This window comes from Mesorhizobium sp. M7A.F.Ce.TU.012.03.2.1, assembly GCF_004006095.1.
Lineage (GTDB): Bacteria > Pseudomonadota > Alphaproteobacteria > Rhizobiales > Rhizobiaceae > Mesorhizobium.
In genome coordinates, this window is record NZ_CP034779.1 from 2,318,433 (window position 1) to 2,334,797 (window position 16,365).

General features: G+C 64.2%; 15 protein-coding genes. 11 read left to right on the forward strand and 4 right to left on the reverse strand.

The window, feature by feature from the left end; genetic code table 11:
* The first annotated feature begins 7 nt into the window (after positions 1–7).
* The 9 genes from rlmH (at position 8) to EJ079_RS11150 (ending at position 9,065) form a co-directional block, all read left to right on the forward strand.
* The gene (gene rlmH, locus EJ079_RS11110; protein ID WP_127267094.1) at positions 8–490 is read left to right on the forward strand and encodes a 23S rRNA (pseudouridine(1915)-N(3))-methyltransferase RlmH; all 483 of its coding nucleotides are present in this window, start codon (positions 8–10) and stop codon (positions 488–490) included.
* A gap of 124 nt (positions 491–614) precedes the next feature.
* Complete coding sequence (locus EJ079_RS11115; RefSeq protein ID WP_127808983.1) at positions 615–1,952, forward strand: murein hydrolase activator EnvC; 1,338 nt, start codon at positions 615–617, stop codon at positions 1,950–1,952.
* Positions 1,953–3,284, forward strand: a complete 1,332-nt coding sequence (locus EJ079_RS11120) for a S41 family peptidase (protein WP_024502881.1) — start codon at positions 1,953–1,955, stop codon at positions 3,282–3,284.
* Positions 3,285–3,496: 212 nt separating this feature from the next.
* Positions 3,497–4,666 carry a divergent polysaccharide deacetylase family protein gene (locus EJ079_RS11125; RefSeq protein ID WP_127808984.1) on the forward strand — a complete coding sequence of 390 codons (1,170 nt, stop codon included), beginning with the start codon at positions 3,497–3,499 and terminating at the stop codon, positions 4,664–4,666.
* A 30-nt stretch (positions 4,667–4,696) separates the two neighbouring features.
* A complete protein-coding gene (locus EJ079_RS11130) occupies positions 4,697–5,218 on the forward strand; it encodes an RNA pyrophosphohydrolase (protein WP_127808985.1) in 522 nt (173 codons plus the stop codon).
* A 76-nt stretch (positions 5,219–5,294) separates the two neighbouring features.
* Complete coding sequence (gene alr / locus EJ079_RS11135) at positions 5,295–6,434, forward strand: alanine racemase (RefSeq protein WP_127267090.1); 1,140 nt, start codon at positions 5,295–5,297, stop codon at positions 6,432–6,434.
* Between the two features lie 273 nt (positions 6,435–6,707).
* Positions 6,708–7,130 carry a nucleoside diphosphate kinase regulator gene (rnk, locus tag EJ079_RS11140; protein WP_127267089.1) on the forward strand — a complete coding sequence of 141 codons (423 nt, stop codon included), beginning with the start codon at positions 6,708–6,710 and terminating at the stop codon, positions 7,128–7,130.
* 14 nt (positions 7,131–7,144) lie between these two features.
* Positions 7,145–7,687: a nucleoside-diphosphate kinase gene (locus EJ079_RS11145; RefSeq protein ID WP_245469536.1), complete on the forward strand. Its 543-nt coding sequence runs from the start codon at positions 7,145–7,147 to the stop codon at positions 7,685–7,687.
* Positions 7,688–7,808: 121 nt separating this feature from the next.
* Positions 7,809–9,065, forward strand: coding sequence for a D-amino acid dehydrogenase (locus EJ079_RS11150; RefSeq protein ID WP_127397566.1), 1,257 nt, complete (start codon positions 7,809–7,811; stop codon positions 9,063–9,065).
* A 431-nt stretch (positions 9,066–9,496) separates the two neighbouring features.
* On the opposite strand, the gene EJ079_RS11155 is transcribed toward EJ079_RS11150, so the two are convergent.
* From EJ079_RS11155 to EJ079_RS11165, 3 genes are all read right to left on the reverse strand, one after another.
* A complete protein-coding gene (locus EJ079_RS11155; protein ID WP_127808986.1) occupies positions 9,497–11,653 on the reverse strand; it encodes a phosphatidylserine/phosphatidylglycerophosphate/cardiolipin synthase family protein in 2,157 nt (718 codons plus the stop codon).
* Positions 11,650–12,093 carry a hypothetical protein gene (locus EJ079_RS11160; RefSeq protein ID WP_127808987.1) on the reverse strand — a complete coding sequence of 148 codons (444 nt, stop codon included), beginning with the start codon at positions 12,091–12,093 and terminating at the stop codon, positions 11,650–11,652. Before EJ079_RS11160 ends, EJ079_RS11155 begins: the two co-directional genes overlap by 4 nt.
* Before the next feature lie 218 nt (positions 12,094–12,311).
* Positions 12,312–13,193 (reverse strand): LysR family transcriptional regulator, encoded by an 882-nt coding sequence (locus EJ079_RS11165; protein ID WP_127395921.1) that lies wholly within the window; start codon positions 13,191–13,193, stop codon positions 12,312–12,314.
* A gap of 215 nt (positions 13,194–13,408) precedes the next feature.
* Between EJ079_RS11165 and EJ079_RS11170 the strand changes: the two genes are divergently transcribed.
* Both EJ079_RS11170 and EJ079_RS11175 read left to right on the forward strand, forming a co-directional pair.
* The gene (locus EJ079_RS11170) at positions 13,409–14,905 is read left to right on the forward strand and encodes a CoA-acylating methylmalonate-semialdehyde dehydrogenase (RefSeq protein ID WP_127808988.1); all 1,497 of its coding nucleotides are present in this window, start codon (positions 13,409–13,411) and stop codon (positions 14,903–14,905) included.
* 413 nt (positions 14,906–15,318) lie between these two features.
* Positions 15,319–15,618, forward strand: a complete 300-nt coding sequence (locus EJ079_RS11175) for a hypothetical protein (RefSeq protein ID WP_127808989.1) — start codon at positions 15,319–15,321, stop codon at positions 15,616–15,618.
* 52 nt (positions 15,619–15,670) lie between these two features.
* Here the strand turns inward: EJ079_RS11175 and EJ079_RS11180 are convergent, their stop codons facing one another.
* Positions 15,671–16,363, reverse strand: coding sequence for a GntR family transcriptional regulator (locus tag EJ079_RS11180; protein ID WP_164873767.1), 693 nt, complete (start codon positions 16,361–16,363; stop codon positions 15,671–15,673).
* Between the last annotated feature and the right edge of the window lie 2 nt (positions 16,364–16,365).

The following is a 16,365-nucleotide window of genomic DNA, read 5'->3' on the forward strand; positions in this document are numbered from 1 at the left end:
GGCGAGGATGAAGATATCAGTTCATGCCGTGGGCCGGATGAAAGCCGGCCCCGAAAAGCTGCTTGCCGACCGCTATTTCGAGCGCTTCGCCAAGAGCGGCCCGGCCGTGGGGCTTGAATTTGGCGGCATTGCCGAGATTGCCGAGGGGCGCAGCCAGACCGCCAACGAGCGCCGGCGTGAGGAAGGCCAGAAACTGCAGACGCAGTTGCAGCCCGGCACCGCTTTGATCCTGCTGGACGAACGCGGCAAAAGCTTTTCCTCGGAAGATTTCGCCGGGCGCCTCGGCCTGTTGCGTGACGGTGGCCGCAAGGCGCTGGTCATCGCCATCGGCGGCGCCGACGGTCACGATCAGTCGCTGCGCGACCAGGCCGAACTGGTGATGTCGTTCGGATTGTTGACATGGCCGCATCAGCTGGTGCGCGTGATGCTGGGAGAGCAGCTTTATCGGGCGGCCACCATCCTTTCGGGACATCCCTATCATCGCTCGTGAACCGGTGAATTGGTGCAGTACACCCGGATTTCCGCCCCAATGCCGAGGCAAGATTGCATCGAGTGGGCGGTTTCGAACATGGTTGATTGTTCGTTAACGAAGCCACGCATAGAGTCGGGCTTCAATGTCTGAAGACAGAAAATCAAGAACGGGCTCATGGCGCGCGCGCTGCGGCATCGCGGTGGCGGTGCTTGTGCTGTCGCTGCATGCGGGGCGGGCGGAAAACACGCTCGACATGGCTCCCGATCCGGATCAGAGCCGGGCCGAATACGAACGGGTCTCGAAGGAGATCACGCTGTCGTCGGAACGATTGGCCAAACTCTCCGCCGATATCGCGACGATCAAGAAGGATCACGCCTCGATCACCGCCGCATTGATCCAGTCGGCGATGACCGAGCAGAAGCTCGGCCAGGACATCGAGGACATCGGCGCCCGGCTGGAAGGACTGAAGGGCCAGGAACAGAAGATCCGCGCCTCGCTGATGGCGCGGCGCGACGTTCTGGCCGAAGTGCTGGGCGCGTTGCAGCGCATGGGCCTCAACCCGCCGCCGGCGATCCTGGTCAAGCCCGAGGACGCGCTGTCGTCGGTGCGCAGCGCCATCCTGCTCGGCGCGGTGGTGCCGGAACTGCGCCAGCAGACCGATAGCCTGCTTGCCGATCTCAAGGAACAGACCAGGATCACGGCGTCGATCGAGGCCGAACGGGCGCGGCTGACGGCGGCGGTCGGCGACCAGACGGCGGAAAAGAAGCGGCTCGGCATGCTGCTGGAGGCCAAGCAGAAGCTCGAAGCCGACACGCAGACGCAAATGGCCGCCGAAAAGCAGCGATCCGAAGCGCTGGCGGCCAAGGCCGGCAGCCTGAAGGAGTTGATCGCGTCGCTCGAAGCGCAGGCCGACAAGAGCCGCAAGGCTGCCGATGCTGCCAAGGCCGCCGAGCAGAAGACGGCAGGCGGCGACAACACATCGGCGCCGGCGGAACTGGCGTCGCTGCCCGTTCCGGAAAGCAACCAACTTGCCGCCGCGGTGCCCTTTTCGGCCCTGCAGGGACAGATCGCGCTGCCGGTGACCGGCCGTATCAAGCGGCGGTTCGGCGCCGATGACGGTAACGGCGCGGTGATGCTTGGCGACATGGTTGCGACACAATCGGGAGCCATCGTTACCGCGCCGGCGGATGGAAATGTGCTTTATGCGGGGCCGTTTCGCTCTTATGGTCAACTCTTGATCCTGAACGCAGGCGACGGCTATCATGTCGTTTTGGCGGGGATGAGCAGAATCAGCGTCGCGACCGGTCAATCAGTGCTTGCAGGAGAGCCGATCGGTGCGATGGGAGAGGCCCGGGTGGCGAGCACCTCGGTTTCGAAGAATGGAAATGCCACGCCGGAACTCTATGTCGAGTTCCGCAAGGATGGAAAACCCGTCGATCCGGCCCCATGGTGGGCGGACCGTTTTTCTGGAAGGACGTGAATAATGCGGAAACTGTCGCTTCTGTTTGCCGGTGCGCTGATGGGCGCGTCCGCCATGAGCCTGGTCTATGGCGCGCCCGGCTCGGCGGCGAACGCTGCAGGGTCGGAGACCTACAAGCAACTGGCGATCTTCGGTGATATCTTCGAGCGGGTGCGGGCACAGTATGTGACACCGCCCGACGACAAGTCGCTGGTCGAGAATGCCATCAACGGCATGCTGGCCTCGCTTGACCCGCACTCCTCCTACATGAATGCCGAGCAGGCGCAGGATATGCGCGTCCAGACCAAGGGCGAGTTCGGCGGCCTCGGCATCGAGGTCACCATGGAGAACGATCTGGTCAAGGTGATCACGCCGATCGACGATACGCCGGCCGCCAAGGCAGGCGTGCTGGCCGGCGACTATATCGCCAAGATCGACGGCGAAGAGGTTCGCGGCCTGACCCTCAACGATGCGGTCGACAAGATGCGCGGCCTGGTCAACACGCCGATCAAGCTGACCATCCTGCGCCAGGGCGCCGACAAGCCGATCGAACTGACGGTCGTGCGCGACATCATCAAGGTCAAGGCGGTCAAGTTCCGGGTCGAGAACGACATCGGCTACATGAAGATCACCTCCTTCACCGAAAAGACCTATGACGACCTCGAGAACGCCATCGACACCATCAAGAAGCAGATTCCCGACGACAAGCTGAAGGGCTACGTTCTGGATCTCCGCCTCAATCCAGGTGGCCTGCTCGACCAGGCGGTGAGCGTGTCCGATGCCTTCCTCAACCGCGGCGAGATCGTCTCGACGCGCGGCCGCGACCCCAAGGACGTCACCCGCTTCGACGCCAAGCCCAAGCAGGTCGACGACATCAACGGCAAGCCGATGATCGTCCTGGTCAATGGCGGTTCGGCCAGTGCGTCGGAAATCGTCGCCGGCGCGCTGCAGGACCTGCGCCGTGTCACGGTGGTCGGCACGCAGTCCTTCGGCAAGGGTTCGGTGCAGACCATCATTCCGCTCGGCGAGAATGGTGCGCTGCGGCTGACGACGGCGCTCTATTACACGCCGTCCGGCAAGTCGATCCAGGGCAAGGGCATCACGCCGGACATCAAGGTCGAACAGCCACTGCCGCCGGAACTGCAGGGCAGGGATCTGACACGTGGCGAATCCGATCTCAAGGGCCATATCAAGGGCGCCGACGAGAGCACGACGGGTTCGGGCTCGGCGGCCTATGTGCCGCCGGATCCGAAAGACGATCTGCAGCTCATCTATGCCGAGCAGCTGCTGCGTGGCCAGAAGACCGATCCGTCCTTCCCGCCCAATCCGCAAAAGGCGGTTCTCAACCAGTAAGGATCTGGAGCGGCGCACGCGCCGCCCCATCTTTCTGTTTGAGCCAGATGGAAGCAATGCGATGCTGCCGGGACCGAGAGGTTCCGGCAGTTTGATTCGGGGGGCGAGGCAAAGCTCCCGAGACATGGCGCGGGGTGCGCCGGGATTGATGAATTCGCGCATGTCTTTTCGAAGCGGCTTCGTCTTCGGAGCCATGTGCCCGGGGATTAGGCTTGGCTGATATCGGCAAGGACATCGAACGCCCGCTCGGACAGGCAGTCCGGTCGCCGCGCGCCGCCGGCAAGATCAGCGGCAGTGCGATCATGGCGACAGTGGCCGTGCTGGCGGTGGCCGGCGTCTCCGGCGCGATCGCGCTCAGGGAAAAGCCGTTTAGAAAGCCGCAAGAGGTTGCCGTTTCAACGCCGAAAGTGACCGCGGCGGCCGAGCCTGCCCCTGCGCCGCCCGCATCGACCCCGAAGCCGGAGGCGCCGGTCAAATCAGGCGGGCCGCAGATCATCCATGTGCAGACGGAGGAGGGCGATGGGCCGCCCAAGGCAGCGATCGTCATTCGCGATCCGTCGACTATCGGCCAGAACCTGAAGATCGCGCATATTCCAGACAAGGCGCTGATCGAGACCAGCGAGACCGGGCCGTTGCCGGTGCGCGCCACGGATGGCAGGCGGCCGTTCGACGTCTATGCGCGGCCCTGGTCGGGCGGGCGCGGCGCACGGGTGGCGATCGTCATCGGCGGGCTTTCGGTTTCGCAGACCGGCACCCAGGCGGCCATCGCCAAGCTGCCGGCGGAGGTGACGCTGGCTTTCGCGCCGCAAGGCAACAGCATCGGCCGGTGGATGCAGGCAGCCAGGCAGGGCGGCCACGAGATCGTCATGCAGGTGCCGCTCGAACCGTTCGACTATCCCAAGGTAAATCCGGGACGCAACACGCTGACGGTGGCGGCGAGCGCGGATGAGAACCTGAAAAGCCTGCACTGGGCGCTGTCGCGGACGACCAACTATACCGGCGTCATGAACTATATGGGCGCCCGCTTTTCCGCCGACGCGGCGGCGATGGAGCCGTTCATGGCCGAACTCGGCAAACGCGGCCTTGCCTATATCGATGACGGCTCGTCGGCTCGCAGCCTGGCGCCGGACCTGGCGCTGAAGGACGGCGTGCCCTTCGTCGCCGGCGACATGGCGATCGATGCCGTGCAGGATCGCGGCGAAATCCTGAAGAAGCTCGACAGCCTGGAGGCGACCGCGCGGGCCAAAGGCACTGCCGTCGGCATCGGTTCGGCCTTCGACTTGACGGTCGATACCGTGTCGTCCTGGGTGGTCGAGGCCAAGAAGCGCGGCATAGAGATCGTGCCGATTTCAGCGGTGGCTATAGATCCGCAAAAAGGCTAGCCATCGTAAGACGGCTGGAAAGACTGACTGATGCAAAAGACAAAAAAAATCGACCGCGAAAAATTGCCTTATCGTCCCTGCGTCGGGCTGATGATCCTCAACGCCGATGGGCTGGTCTGGGTCGGGCATCGCATCGCCGAACCGGACAGCGAATTCGCCGGCACGACACAGCTCTGGCAGATGCCGCAGGGCGGCATCGACGACGGCGAGGAGCCGTTGCAAGCGGCCGAGCGTGAACTCTATGAGGAGACCGGCATGCGGGGCGTCTCGCTGCTGGCCGAGGCACCGGACTGGATCAACTATGATTTGCCGGACCACCTCGTCGGCATCGCCTTCAAGGGCCGGTATCGCGGCCAGACGCAGAAATGGTTCGCCTTTCGCTTCCACGGCGATGTCAGCGAGATCCAGATCAACCCGCCGCCGGGCGGCCACACCGCCGAGTTCGACAAATGGGCATGGCGGCCTATGCGGGACCTTCCCGACCTGATCGTGCCGTTCAAGCGCCATGTCTATGAGGACGTGGTGGCGGCGTTCCGGCATCTGGTGCAATAGCGCTATACAACAACCGCGGTTGCCGCGCCGGCCCGGCGGTCCTATTGATGTCTCCACTACCACGCGAAGGGTCGCCATGAACGACGCCCCCCAAAAGTCGCCCCCAGAAGAGGTCACCGCCACAAGCGAAGTGGCGGCTGGGGCCATCCTCACCATCGATCTCGGTGCAATCCGTGAAAACTACCGGCGGCTGAAGGCGCGGTTGGGCGATGTTGCCTGCGCTGGGGTGCTCAAGGCGGACGGCTACGGCGTGGGCGCCGGCCAGGTCGCGGCGGCGCTGCTGCGCGACGGCTGCGATATCTTCTTCGTTGCGCTTCTGGGCGAAGGCGTCGCCCTGCGCCACTCGCTTGGGCCGGGCCCTGCCATTTTCGTGTTGAACGGCATTCCGCCCGGTGCCGAGCCGGACGCCGTGGCAGCAAACCTTTGCGCTGTTATCAACAGCCCCGAGCAACTGGCGGCTTGGCGTGTGACGGCTCGCCGCGCCGGCCGAAAACTGCAGGCCGCGATCCAGGTCGACAGCGGCATGTCGCGGCTCGGCATGGCGCCTCGGGATGTGGATCGCATCGCCGCCGACCCGCAGGCCTTCGACGGCATCGACATCCGTTACGTGATGAGCCATCTGGCCTGCGCCGACGAGCCGGAGCATCCGGCCAATGAGAAGCAGCGGCTGGCGTTCGAGCGGCTGCGCAAGATGCTGCCGGAGGCGCCGGCATCGCTGACCAATTCCTCCGGCATCTTTCTTGGGGAGCGCTTTCACTACGATCTCGCCCGCCCCGGTGCCGCGCTCTACGGCATCAATCCGACGCCGGCAAAGTCCAATCCGATGCTGCCGGTGGTGCGGCTGCAGGCAAAGGTGGCACAGACGCGCAGCGTCGAAAAAGGCGCCGGCGTCGGCTATGGCCACACCTATCATGCGCAAGGCCCGCTCAGGCTGGCGACGATTTCGTTCGGCTACGCGGATGGCTGGCAACGCCGCGCCGCGTCCGCCGCCTGGTTCGAGGGCGTGCGGCTGCCTTTCCTCGGGCGGGTGTCGATGGATTCGATCATTCTCGACATTTCCGCCCTGCCGGTCGGCAGGCTGCGCGAGGGTGATCTCGTCGAACTGCTCGGTCCCTCGCAAAGCGTCGATGACGCCGCCGGCCATGCCGGCACCATCGGCTACGAGATCCTGACCAGCCTCGGCCCGCGCTTCCATCGGCGCTATGTCGGCGGTTGAGCGGTTTGGCCGCGCTTGACAAGCGGACGCCTGTCGGCAAGGCTCCGGGCATGAGCAACCTCGCTTATATCAGAACCTTGTTCCGGGTCTGCCCGATCGCGGGATCGTAGCCCCGGCGCGGCCGCCTTTTGGCGTCCGTCCGAACCGGGGCATTTCTACCTGACATCATCATTCCCGAGCCAGACAGCTTCGCGGCTGCCGGCTTTCATCAAGCCACCGTTTGTGCGGCGGCAGGCGCGCGTCTGTTGGATGCGCCAAGTCATGAGGTTTGCCATGCAACATGCAACAGGATTGCGTCCACCGAGCCGGCTTCTGGTCAGCGATGCCGACCACCACCGGCTGACGGGCCTGGCGCGGGCGTCGCTCGACCGCGTGCCCGAGACGGCCGAAGAACTGCTTTCGGAGATGGACCGTGCCTTCGTGACGGCAGCGGCTTCCATGCCGGCCAACGTGGTGCGGATGGGTTCGACGGTGACAATCCGCAACGATGGCGGCCACACCCAGCGCATCACGCTGGTCTATCCCGGCGAAGCAGACATCAGTGAAAACAGGATCTCGGTGCTGACGCCGATGGGGACGGCGCTTATCGGCGCGTCGATCGGGCAGACAGTGTGCTGGAGCAGCCGTGGCGGCCGGGAACTGTCGGCGACCATCGAAGCGGTCGATGCGCCGGCCTGCGGGCGGGAAGGGTCCTGAGCATGGAGACGGCGATGACAGGCGCGAATTTCCGGCTGACGACGAAGGACTTCGCCGTCCTCGAGATCATGCTGGAGCGTTGGCGGGCTTTCGCGGATCCGATTGTTCCAATGCTTGAAGAGAAGCTTTCCAAAGCCGAGGTCGTCGCGATCGATTCGGTCGGATCCGATATCGTGACGCTGAACAGCAGGCTGGTGTTTCGTGTCGATGCCGGCCCTGCCGAGACCCGAACTCTGGTGCAGAATGAGGTGCGCGGTCCGGTCGGCTCCAGCCTGTCGATCATGACAAGGCGGGGGCTTTGCATGCTCGGCATGGCCGAGGGTCAGACTGCATGGATCGAACAGGCCGACGGCAGGCGGGAGTCGGTCCTGATCGCGACCGTGCTCTACCAGCCGGAGGCCGCGCGGCGTGCCGTCAGGGAGAAATCCCGAGACGAGGCGCGACGGCCGCATGGGCTCACCCTCGTCTACAGCGCCGCAGCCGATTGGCGGCCCCTTGGCGAAAGGGCCGGAATGCGGCAGACAGGGGATGACGACCCCGGTCCCACGGCGGCGTGAACAGGCAACACTGCACGATCCCGAAAGTCGGCATCGATTTTCGCTGGGGATCGTGCGCAAATCGGAAATACGGCCGCGTCCAGGCGTCCTCAAGGGCGTGCGGCGCGGCAAGGAGTGAACGATGAAGATCATGGTGCTGGGCGGCGGCGTCATCGGAGTGACCACGGCGTACTTTCTTGCCGAGGCCGGTCACGAGGTGACGGTTCTCGATCGCCAGAAAGGCCCGGCGCTGGAAACCAGCTTCGCCAATGCCGGCGAGATATCACCCGGCTACGCCTCGCCCTGGGCCGGCCCCGGCATTCCGCTGAAGGCGATCAAATGGCTGCTGATGAAGCATGGCCCGCTGGTGGTGCGGCCGGCCTTCGATCCGCATATGTGGACATGGCTGATCAAGATGCTGCGCAACTGCACGGCCGAGCGCTATGCGATCAACAAGGCGCGCATGGTTCCGCTCGCCGAATACAGCCGCGACACGCTGAAGGCGCTGCGCGAAGCGACCGGCATCGCCTATGACGAGCGCACCCAGGGCACGCTGCAATTGTTCCGTACGCAAAAGCAGCTCGACGGCACATCAGGCGATGTCGAGGTGCTGAAGAAGTATGGCGTGCCTTACGAGATCCTCGACCAGGACGGCTGCATCGCGGCTGAGCCTGGCCTTGCCGGGGTGCGCGAAAAGTTCGTCGGCGGCCTCAGGCTGCCGCACGACGAGACCGGCGACTGCAAGATGTTCACCGACAGGCTGGCCGAACTCTGTGTGGCCCGTGGCGTCAAGTTCGAGTACGACGTGACGATCTGGCGCGTCATCCGCAGCCGCAACCGCATTGCCAATCTCAGCACCAGCAAGGGTTGGAAGACCGCCGACGCCTATGTGATGGCGCTGGGCAGTTATTCGGCGGGTTTCATGCGCCGAGTGAAGCGGCCGATCCCGGTCTATCCGGTCAAGGGCTATTCGATCACCGTGCCGATCAAGGACGCCGCGGCGGCACCGGTGTCGACGGTGATGGACGAGACCTACAAGGTGGCGATCACCCGGCTCGGCGACCGCATCAGGGTTGGTGGTACGGCCGAGATTTCCGGCTTCGACCTCAGGCTGCACGAATCGCGGCGGCGCACGCTGGAACACTCGGTCGGCGATCTCTTTCCGGGCGCCGGCGCCATGCGGGACGCGACGTTCTGGTGCGGGCTGCGGCCGATGACGCCGGATGGTCCGCCGCTGATCGGCCGCACCGAGCTCTCCAATCTCTATCTCAACACCGGCCACGGCACGCTCGGCTGGACCATGGCTTGCGGCTCGGGCAAGGTTCTGGCCGACATTATCTCCAGCCGGGTGCCTGACATCGACGTCCGCGACCTCGCGCAGGAGCGTTATTTTCGGTAAGTCATGTGTTGGTCAGAATGGCGAGAGCGCGCTATCCTCCACTTATGAGGCGCTTCTAGCCATCTCCTACGGCTGAGTAGTCTGGCGCCCGATCCTGAGTGGTGCGATGATACGCGAATGGGTGCAGACTTCACTGAGAGAGAGTTGCGAGCGCGGCTAAAACCAACTGGGTGCGCGCGTTGCAGAACTTAGGGCCGCAAGGCTGCCTCATCCTGAGGGAGAGCATATCGCAGGCGGCCCGCTTGGTCCGACAGACCCACTAGAGGCGGAGTTCCTAGAACGGTCAGGAGGATGGTGGGTCTCCAATCGCAACCCGGCGTTCACTTTCGTATCCCTCATGCTCTTTATTCGCTCGCTGCGTCGAACGCGCTAGTTGCCAGCCTGTTAGGACCATATCCCTGTCTCAATTTGGGTTGGTCAAATAATCGCCGTCAGAACGCCTGCCGGACCCAGTCTTCTTCGAACAGCAGCCGATAGGCCCACGGTATCGCTACATTGGTGGCGACCGGATTGGAGTGGGCGACATAGTCGTCATAGATCGGCTTCATCCTGGTGTAGAAGGCCGGATCGAGTACCATCATGCCGTTCTCACTGTCGTGGAAGAAGCTGCGGTTGTTGAGATTGACCGACGAGATGGCGACCAACCTTTCGTCGATCATCATGATCTTGGAATGCAGCACCACGTCAGGCGCCTTGAATTCGCGGATGTTGATGCGGTCGCCATATTTCTCGACGAACAGCTTGTTGAGCGCGGTGAGAAACTTGCCGCCGATATCGCCCTTGAGATCGATGCGGCCGACAATGTCGATCCTGACGCCGCGGGCGAGCGCCCGGTCAACAGCCTGGGCAAGCTTGGGCGTCAGGTTGAGGTAGGGATTGACGATCTGGATATGGTGCTGGGCAGCGTCGACCAGTTCGACGAAATAGTCCTCCAGCGCATGGCCGTCCTCGTAGGGCACCGAAATGAAGTGTCGTGCCGTGCCTGACGGGCGGGCGCCGTCGGACCGGACCGGAATGGAGAAGGGGCGCGCCAGATTGGTGTCGGCGTCGCGCAGCCACACTGTCGAAAGATGCGCAGCCAGCATTTCGACCGTGGCCGGATCGGCGAACTCGATGTCGAAGTCGCTCCAGTTCGAATAGTAGTTCAGCGAGAGCCCGTCGGTCTTGCCGTATTGCTCAAGATCGGGATAGCGCGACAGATCGATCGGCTGGTGGAACAGGAAGCCGTCATGGATGTTGCGGCCGCCGATGATGGCGCGCGACCGCCGTGGATCGTCGGCAAGCGTCGCCAGCATCTTGACGTGATGGACCTTGTGCAGTTGTGAAATCTGCTCGTCGATCGGCGCACCATGGTCCGCCCGCCAGCGATATTCCTGCAATTCGACATTGGGGAATTCGGCCGCCAGCCGATGCAGCATGGCGTCGTCCTTGTCGCGCTCCAGCACGTCGGTGACCAGGATGCGCACCTTGGTGCCGAGGGCCGCATGATGACGGATCAGCCGTTCGATGATGCGGCCGGAAAAGTCGGCTTTGAACTCCAGGGACGACAGATAGATCAGCTTCAGCCTTGGCGCCTTGGAGAAGTCGAGCGGCAGCTCCGGGTCGCCCTTGTCGATGGCGCTGTCGGACAGCGGCGCCCCCATCAGCGCCTCGACCTTGGTGTTGAAGCCATCGCGCGATTTGCGCAGCAGGCGCGGCTTTCCGATCGGCAAGGCGCAGGTCTGCGACAGCCAGCGGCTGGCATAGAAGGCGCGGCTGAGCGCATCGAGGCCGGTGGGGTTAGGCGTCGTGCAACGCTCGTAGCGACTGTCGAAGGCGGCGAGAGCCGGATCGGCGGCCTCTTCGCGCCGAATGGTGAGCGGCGCGCCGGCCGGGGCAAGGCTGGAGCGGATCCTTGCGGTGCAGCGGTTCAGGCCGTCACTCGGAAACAGGCTGACCGTGTCGTCCTCGCCGGACAGGCGAAAACGGAATGCCGTGCCCATGGCGATGGTGCGTGAACCGCCGCCGGCACGGATCGCCAGCGTGCCGTCGCAGATGCCTTCGATGTCGGCCGGTTGCTTGCCGGCCTGGCGCAGCACGACCTCGACGCTGCGCGCCTGCAGGCCGGAGAAATCGAAGATCCTGGGCGCCGAGGGCCGCGCAGCCGCATCGATGTAGAGTGTCTGCCGCGACACCCGCCAGCGTCCGTCGAAATGGCCCTCGCCGCTGCTGGCGCCGGCCGGCGGCAGATGCGTTTCGGCAACCGGTCCGGCCAGTTTTTGCAGTGTCCGGTAGGTCGCCTGGAAATCGCTGTTGCGGATTTCATGGCGGTCATGGCCGAAAGGGCCGGTGCCGTTGGCGCGGTCCATGGCGCCAAGCTGGTGGTGGGCGAGCAGCGTCAGGAAGCGTTTTTCATAGTCGCTCGTGCCGGCGTCACCGAAAAACTGCGCGGCGGCGATCTGCGGCCCAGCTGTCCCGGCCGAGAGCGCGGGTCGCGCGCAAGCGCTCTGGCCTTGCAGCAGGTCGCAGGCATTGCGGCCAGCGCCGGCACAGCCGGCAAGGACAGCCAGCCCGAACAGAACGATGGCGATGGATGCGCGACCCTTCACCCGGCCGCTCCGGCCTTCAGGGCGCTCAATTGCGCCGGATCGCGCGGCGGCATGAAGCCCTGCGGGAAGACCTTGCAGACGGGAATGGCGAAGGTGGCGATCAACAGTTCGGCCTCGCCGCGCATTTTGCGTGGCGCTGTCTTGTCGTCGCGGATCGCTTTCGCCGAGGCGACCAGGGTGCCGTCGCAGTCGCAATGGTTGTGGCGGGCGATGTAGCAGGCATCATGCGCCTGGCACGCCGCATCGAGGCGGTCGGCCGGCCGGGCCGAGAGGTCGCCGGTGCGGGTGCCGGGGCCGCAATAATTGCCGAAGACGAAAGGCGAAGGCCGCGCCATGGCGTAGCGGATCGGCTTGGGCAGTTCGGCTCCCGGGACCTTCGTCCACGGATTGGCGCAAGCCGAAACGAAAAGCAGCGGCAGGATGGCAAGAACGGCTCGCATGTCTATCCGCGCCAGCTTTCTGAAAGTGTCCCTGCGCGCGGCGTCCGCCCACAGCCGACGACCGCACGCCTGATGCCACACTGGCCGGTTTTGTGGCAAGGAAAAGGCGGCACGGCTACAGCGCATCGCGTTTGATCGGATTCATGCGATGCGCTTTAGCGTCTTTGTTTTATGCATGTCGTTCTCTCAAAACCGAGATCATTTTTGGGCGACATGCATCAGACAAACAGGTTTCGCTCCCGCTCCACCACCTTGGTGATGAAGCTGGCGACGATCTGGACGCGGCGCAGCGGCCTGACCGATTCGTGATAGACCAGCCAGTAGGCACGGCGGATCGGCGCGACCACATCGACGGATACCAATTCCGGCATCGAGCGGGCGACGAAGGTGTGCAGGATGCCGATGCCGGCGCCCGAGCGCACCGCCTCGGCCTGGCCGAGCGCCGAGGAGATGGCGAAGCTGGTGCGCCAGTCCGTGCTGAATTCGCCCGCATAGTCGAGCGAGGGACTGACGATGAGGTCGGGTACGTAGCCGATGAGCGTGTGCTGGCCGAGCTCGGCGGCGGTTTTGGGCAAGCCATGCGCCTCGACATAGGCGCGCGAGGCAAACAGGCCGAGCGAGTAGTCGACCAGCTTTCCTGCCACCAGCCGGCCTTCGGTCGGCCGCTCGACGGTGATGGCGATGTCGGCCTCGCGACGCGACAGGGAGAAGGAGCGCGGCACCGGCACAAGCTGGATCGTCAGCTCGCGGTGCAGGGCGGTTAGTTCGCCAAGGCGCTTGGCCAGGAAGGCGACACCAAAACCGTCGGGCGCACCGATGCGCACCGTGCCGGAAACGTCGTCGCCTTCGCCTGAAATGGTCGAGCGCGCGGCGATCATGTCGCCCTCCATGCGCTCGGCAATGTCGAGAAAACGCTCGCCGGCGGGCGTCAGCTCGCTGCCGGTCGTCAAGCGGCGAAACAGCTTTGTCCGCAACGCTTCCTCGAGTGCGGCGATGCGGCGCGAGACGGTGGCGTGGTTGAGCTCCAGCCGTTTGGCGGCGCCAAGGATCTGGCCTGCGCGCGCCACGGCGAGGAAGATGCGGACGTCATCCCAGTTCATGGGGAGGGTCCAGATGACAATTATCGACGCTGCGTTCTGTGGTGGAACTCAATCTCTCAATCCGCACGGCAGCAATTGCATCCCACCATTTGCGGGAATTGATGCTCGCTCGTCAATCGTTATCTATTCTCCGCACAACGGTTGCGTTCTCCGTCGCGTTGCCATCCGCCGGCCAAAGGCGGACAATGCAGCATCACAAACAAGGGAGAGAAATCATGATCGACTATGGTCATTTCATTGGCGGCAAGCATGTCGCCGGGACCAGCGGCCGCAAGCAGGATGTCATGCAGCCGATGGACGGCTCCGTGCGCGGCACGGTGGCGTTGGCCTCGCAGGCGGAACTGCGCGCGGCGGTCGAGAATGCCAAGGCAGCGCAGCCGAAATGGGCCGCGACCAACCCGCAGCGCCGCGTACGCGTGCTGATGAAGTTTCTCGAACTGGTCGCGCGCGACTATGACGAACTGGCCGACATCCTGGCGCGCGAGCACGGCAAGACGATCGCCGACGCCAAGGGCGACATCCAGCGCGGCCTCGAAGTGGTCGAGGTCTGCATCGGCGCACCGCACATGATGAAGGGCGAATTCACCGACGGCGCCGGCCCCGGCATCGACGTCTATTCGATGCGCCAGCCGCTCGGCGTGGTCGCCGGCATCACGCCGTTCAACTTCCCGGCGATGATCCCGCTGTGGAAGATCGCGCCGGCCATCGCCTGCGGCAACGCCTTCATCCTGAAACCGTCGGAACGCGATCCGGGCGTGCCGATGCGCATCGCCGAACTGTTCCTCGAAGCCGGTCTGCCGGCGGGCATCCTCAATGTCGTCAATGGCGACAAGGACGTGGTCGACGCCATCCTCGACGATCCCGACATCAAGGCCATCGGCTTTGTCGGCTCGACGCCGATCGCCCACTACATCTATTCGCGCGGCACGGCCGCCGGCAAACGCGTGCAGTGCTTCGGCGGTGCCAAGAACCACATGATCATCATGCCTGATGCCGACATGGACCAGACCGTCGATGCGCTGATCGGCGCCGGCTACGGCTCGGCCGGCGAGCGCTGCATGGCGATCTCGGTCGCCGTCCCGGTCGGCAACGATACCGCCAACCGGCTGATGGAAAAGCTGATCCCGCGCGTCGAGAGCCTGAAGGTCGGTCCTTCGACGGACTCTTCCGCCGATTTCGGCCCGCTGGTGACGGCGCAGGCATTGGAACGGGTTAAGGGCTACGTGGATACCGGCGTCAAGGAAGGCGCCAAGCTGGTCGTCGACGGCCGCAGCTTCTCCATGCAGGGCTATGAAGACGGCTACTATATGGGTGGCTGCCTGTTCGACAACGTCACCGCGGACATGCGTATCTACAAGGAAGAGATCTTTGGGCCGGTGCTCTCTGTTGTGCGCGCCCCGACCTATGAGAGCGCGATCAAGCTCGCCAACGATCACGAGATGGGCAATGGCGTCGCCATCTTCACCCGTGACGGCGATGCCGCGCGCGACTTTGCAAGCCGTGTCCAGGTCGGCATGGTGGGCATCAACGTGCCGATCCCGGTGCCGATCGCCTACTACACGTTCGGCGGCTGGAAGGCATCTTCGTTCGGCGATCTCAACCAGCACGGCCCGGACGCGTTCCGCTTCTATACCAAGACCAAGACGGTGACCTCGCGCTGGCCGTCCGGCATCAAGGATGGTGCCGAATTCGTCATCCCGACGATGAACTGACCGGACGATTTCTTGGTTGCGCGTCCTCGCCTTCGGCTGCGGTCGCGCGGGCGGGCATCAAGGATGGTGCCGAATTCGTCATTCCGACGATGAATTGACCGGACGATTTCTTGGTTGCGCGTCCTCGCCTTCGGCTGCGGTCGCGCGGGCGGCATCAAGGACGGTGCTGAATTCGTCATCCCGACGATGAACTGACCGGACAACAAATTGATTTGGATTCAAGGCCCGGGCGCTCGCGCCCGGGCGTTTTTTTGCAATCCGGTGGCGACCCTATCCGCTTGAACGCTAATGTGATGGAACCAAGTAGGCATCTGCCGTCTTGGTCTGCAGTCCTGCCGCAAGGAGGTACGGCAGATCAAGCAACGGCGCTGGCGACAGCTTCGGGGACATCGTCTGGCGCAAGGAGGTGTCAGATGACCCGTCTTGTGGCAACGCTATTTTTCGCGGCAATTTTTGCGTGTCCCGCCGTCCCGGCGCTGGCGGAGCAATGCGCGGCCCGTGCGGATATGATCAAAGCGCTCGGGGAAAAATTCCACGAAAGTGAGGCGGCGCGCGGCCTGGTCAACCCGAGCCTGATTCTTGAGATATTCGTCTCCGACCGGGGCACCTGGACAATTCTTGCCACCGACACGCGTGGTCAGAGTTGCGTCATCACGGCGGGCGAAGGCTGGGACGGTTCGTTGATGGCGGCGGCTGCCTTGCCAGGGACTTGACCCGAGTTTCGAGGAAGCGCCGGCGACGAAAGCGCACCGGATGTAAAAGAGGTCAGCGCGTGGCGGCCGTCTCGGCGTGGCCGCGCAGCAGCGCCATCAGGCGTTTGGCGTCCTTGGCCGCGGCCTCCTCGTCGCCAGCAAGGATCGAGCGGATCAGTGCGACATGGTGCTCGGCGGATTCTGCAAGACCGGTCTCGGCCTTGTAGCGGAACCAGAAGCGGCGGCTGTGGGTCTGCAAGGGGGCGGCCAGACGGGCGGCGAAGAGATTGTCGGCAGCCAGCGCCAGCGCTTCGTCGAGAGCCTTGTCAGCCTGGATGAAGGCAAGCACGTTGCCCGAGATCACCGCTTTCTGCATGGCGAGCGCTGCTTCGTGGAACAGGTCGGCGGCTTCGCGGGTGACGAAGCGGGCGGCCGAGCGGGCCAGCACCACCTCGACGCCGCGACGTGCATCGAGGACGCGCAGCCAGTCGCCGGGATGGAGCGGGGCGATGGCGATGCCGGCGCGCGGCCTGACGTCGAGCAGCCCTTCCCATGCCAGCCGCTGGATCGCCTCGCGCACCGGTGTCCTGCCAAGCCCGAGCCTGTCGATCAGAGCGCCCTCGGTGACGAAGCTTGCCGGGGCCAGTTCGAGCGTGACGATCATGTGCTCGAGCACATGGTAGGCCCTGGTCGCGGCCGGCTCTGCCGAGGTGCTTGCTGCCGTGGATATCAAATGCGCTCTCCTGATATATCTTGAATATATCATAA

Bases quoted from the DNA above. Each gene is read 5' to 3' on its own strand.
- rlmH (WP_127267094.1), top strand. From the start codon at position 8: ATGAAGATATCAGTTCATGCCGTGGGCCGGATGAAAGCCGGCCCCGAA.
- EJ079_RS11115 (WP_127808983.1), top strand. From the start codon at position 615: ATGTCTGAAGACAGAAAATCAAGAACGGGCTCATGGCGCGCGCGCTGC.
- EJ079_RS11130 (WP_127808985.1), top strand. From the start codon at position 4,697: ATGCAAAAGACAAAAAAAATCGACCGCGAAAAATTGCCTTATCGTCCC.
- alr (WP_127267090.1), top strand. From the start codon at position 5,295: ATGAACGACGCCCCCCAAAAGTCGCCCCCAGAAGAGGTCACCGCCACA.
- rnk (WP_127267089.1), top strand. From the start codon at position 6,708: ATGCAACATGCAACAGGATTGCGTCCACCGAGCCGGCTTCTGGTCAGC.
- EJ079_RS11145 (WP_245469536.1), top strand. From the start codon at position 7,145: ATGACAGGCGCGAATTTCCGGCTGACGACGAAGGACTTCGCCGTCCTC.
- EJ079_RS11150 (WP_127397566.1), top strand. From the start codon at position 7,809: ATGAAGATCATGGTGCTGGGCGGCGGCGTCATCGGAGTGACCACGGCG.
- EJ079_RS11160 (WP_127808987.1), bottom strand. From the start codon at position 12,093: ATGCGAGCCGTTCTTGCCATCCTGCCGCTGCTTTTCGTTTCGGCTTGC.
- EJ079_RS11165 (WP_127395921.1), bottom strand. From the start codon at position 13,193: ATGAACTGGGATGACGTCCGCATCTTCCTCGCCGTGGCGCGCGCAGGC.
- EJ079_RS11170 (WP_127808988.1), top strand. From the start codon at position 13,409: ATGATCGACTATGGTCATTTCATTGGCGGCAAGCATGTCGCCGGGACC.
- EJ079_RS11175 (WP_127808989.1), top strand. From the start codon at position 15,319: ATGACCCGTCTTGTGGCAACGCTATTTTTCGCGGCAATTTTTGCGTGT.
- EJ079_RS11180 (WP_164873767.1), bottom strand. From the start codon at position 16,363: ATGATATATTCAAGATATATCAGGAGAGCGCATTTGATATCCACGGCA.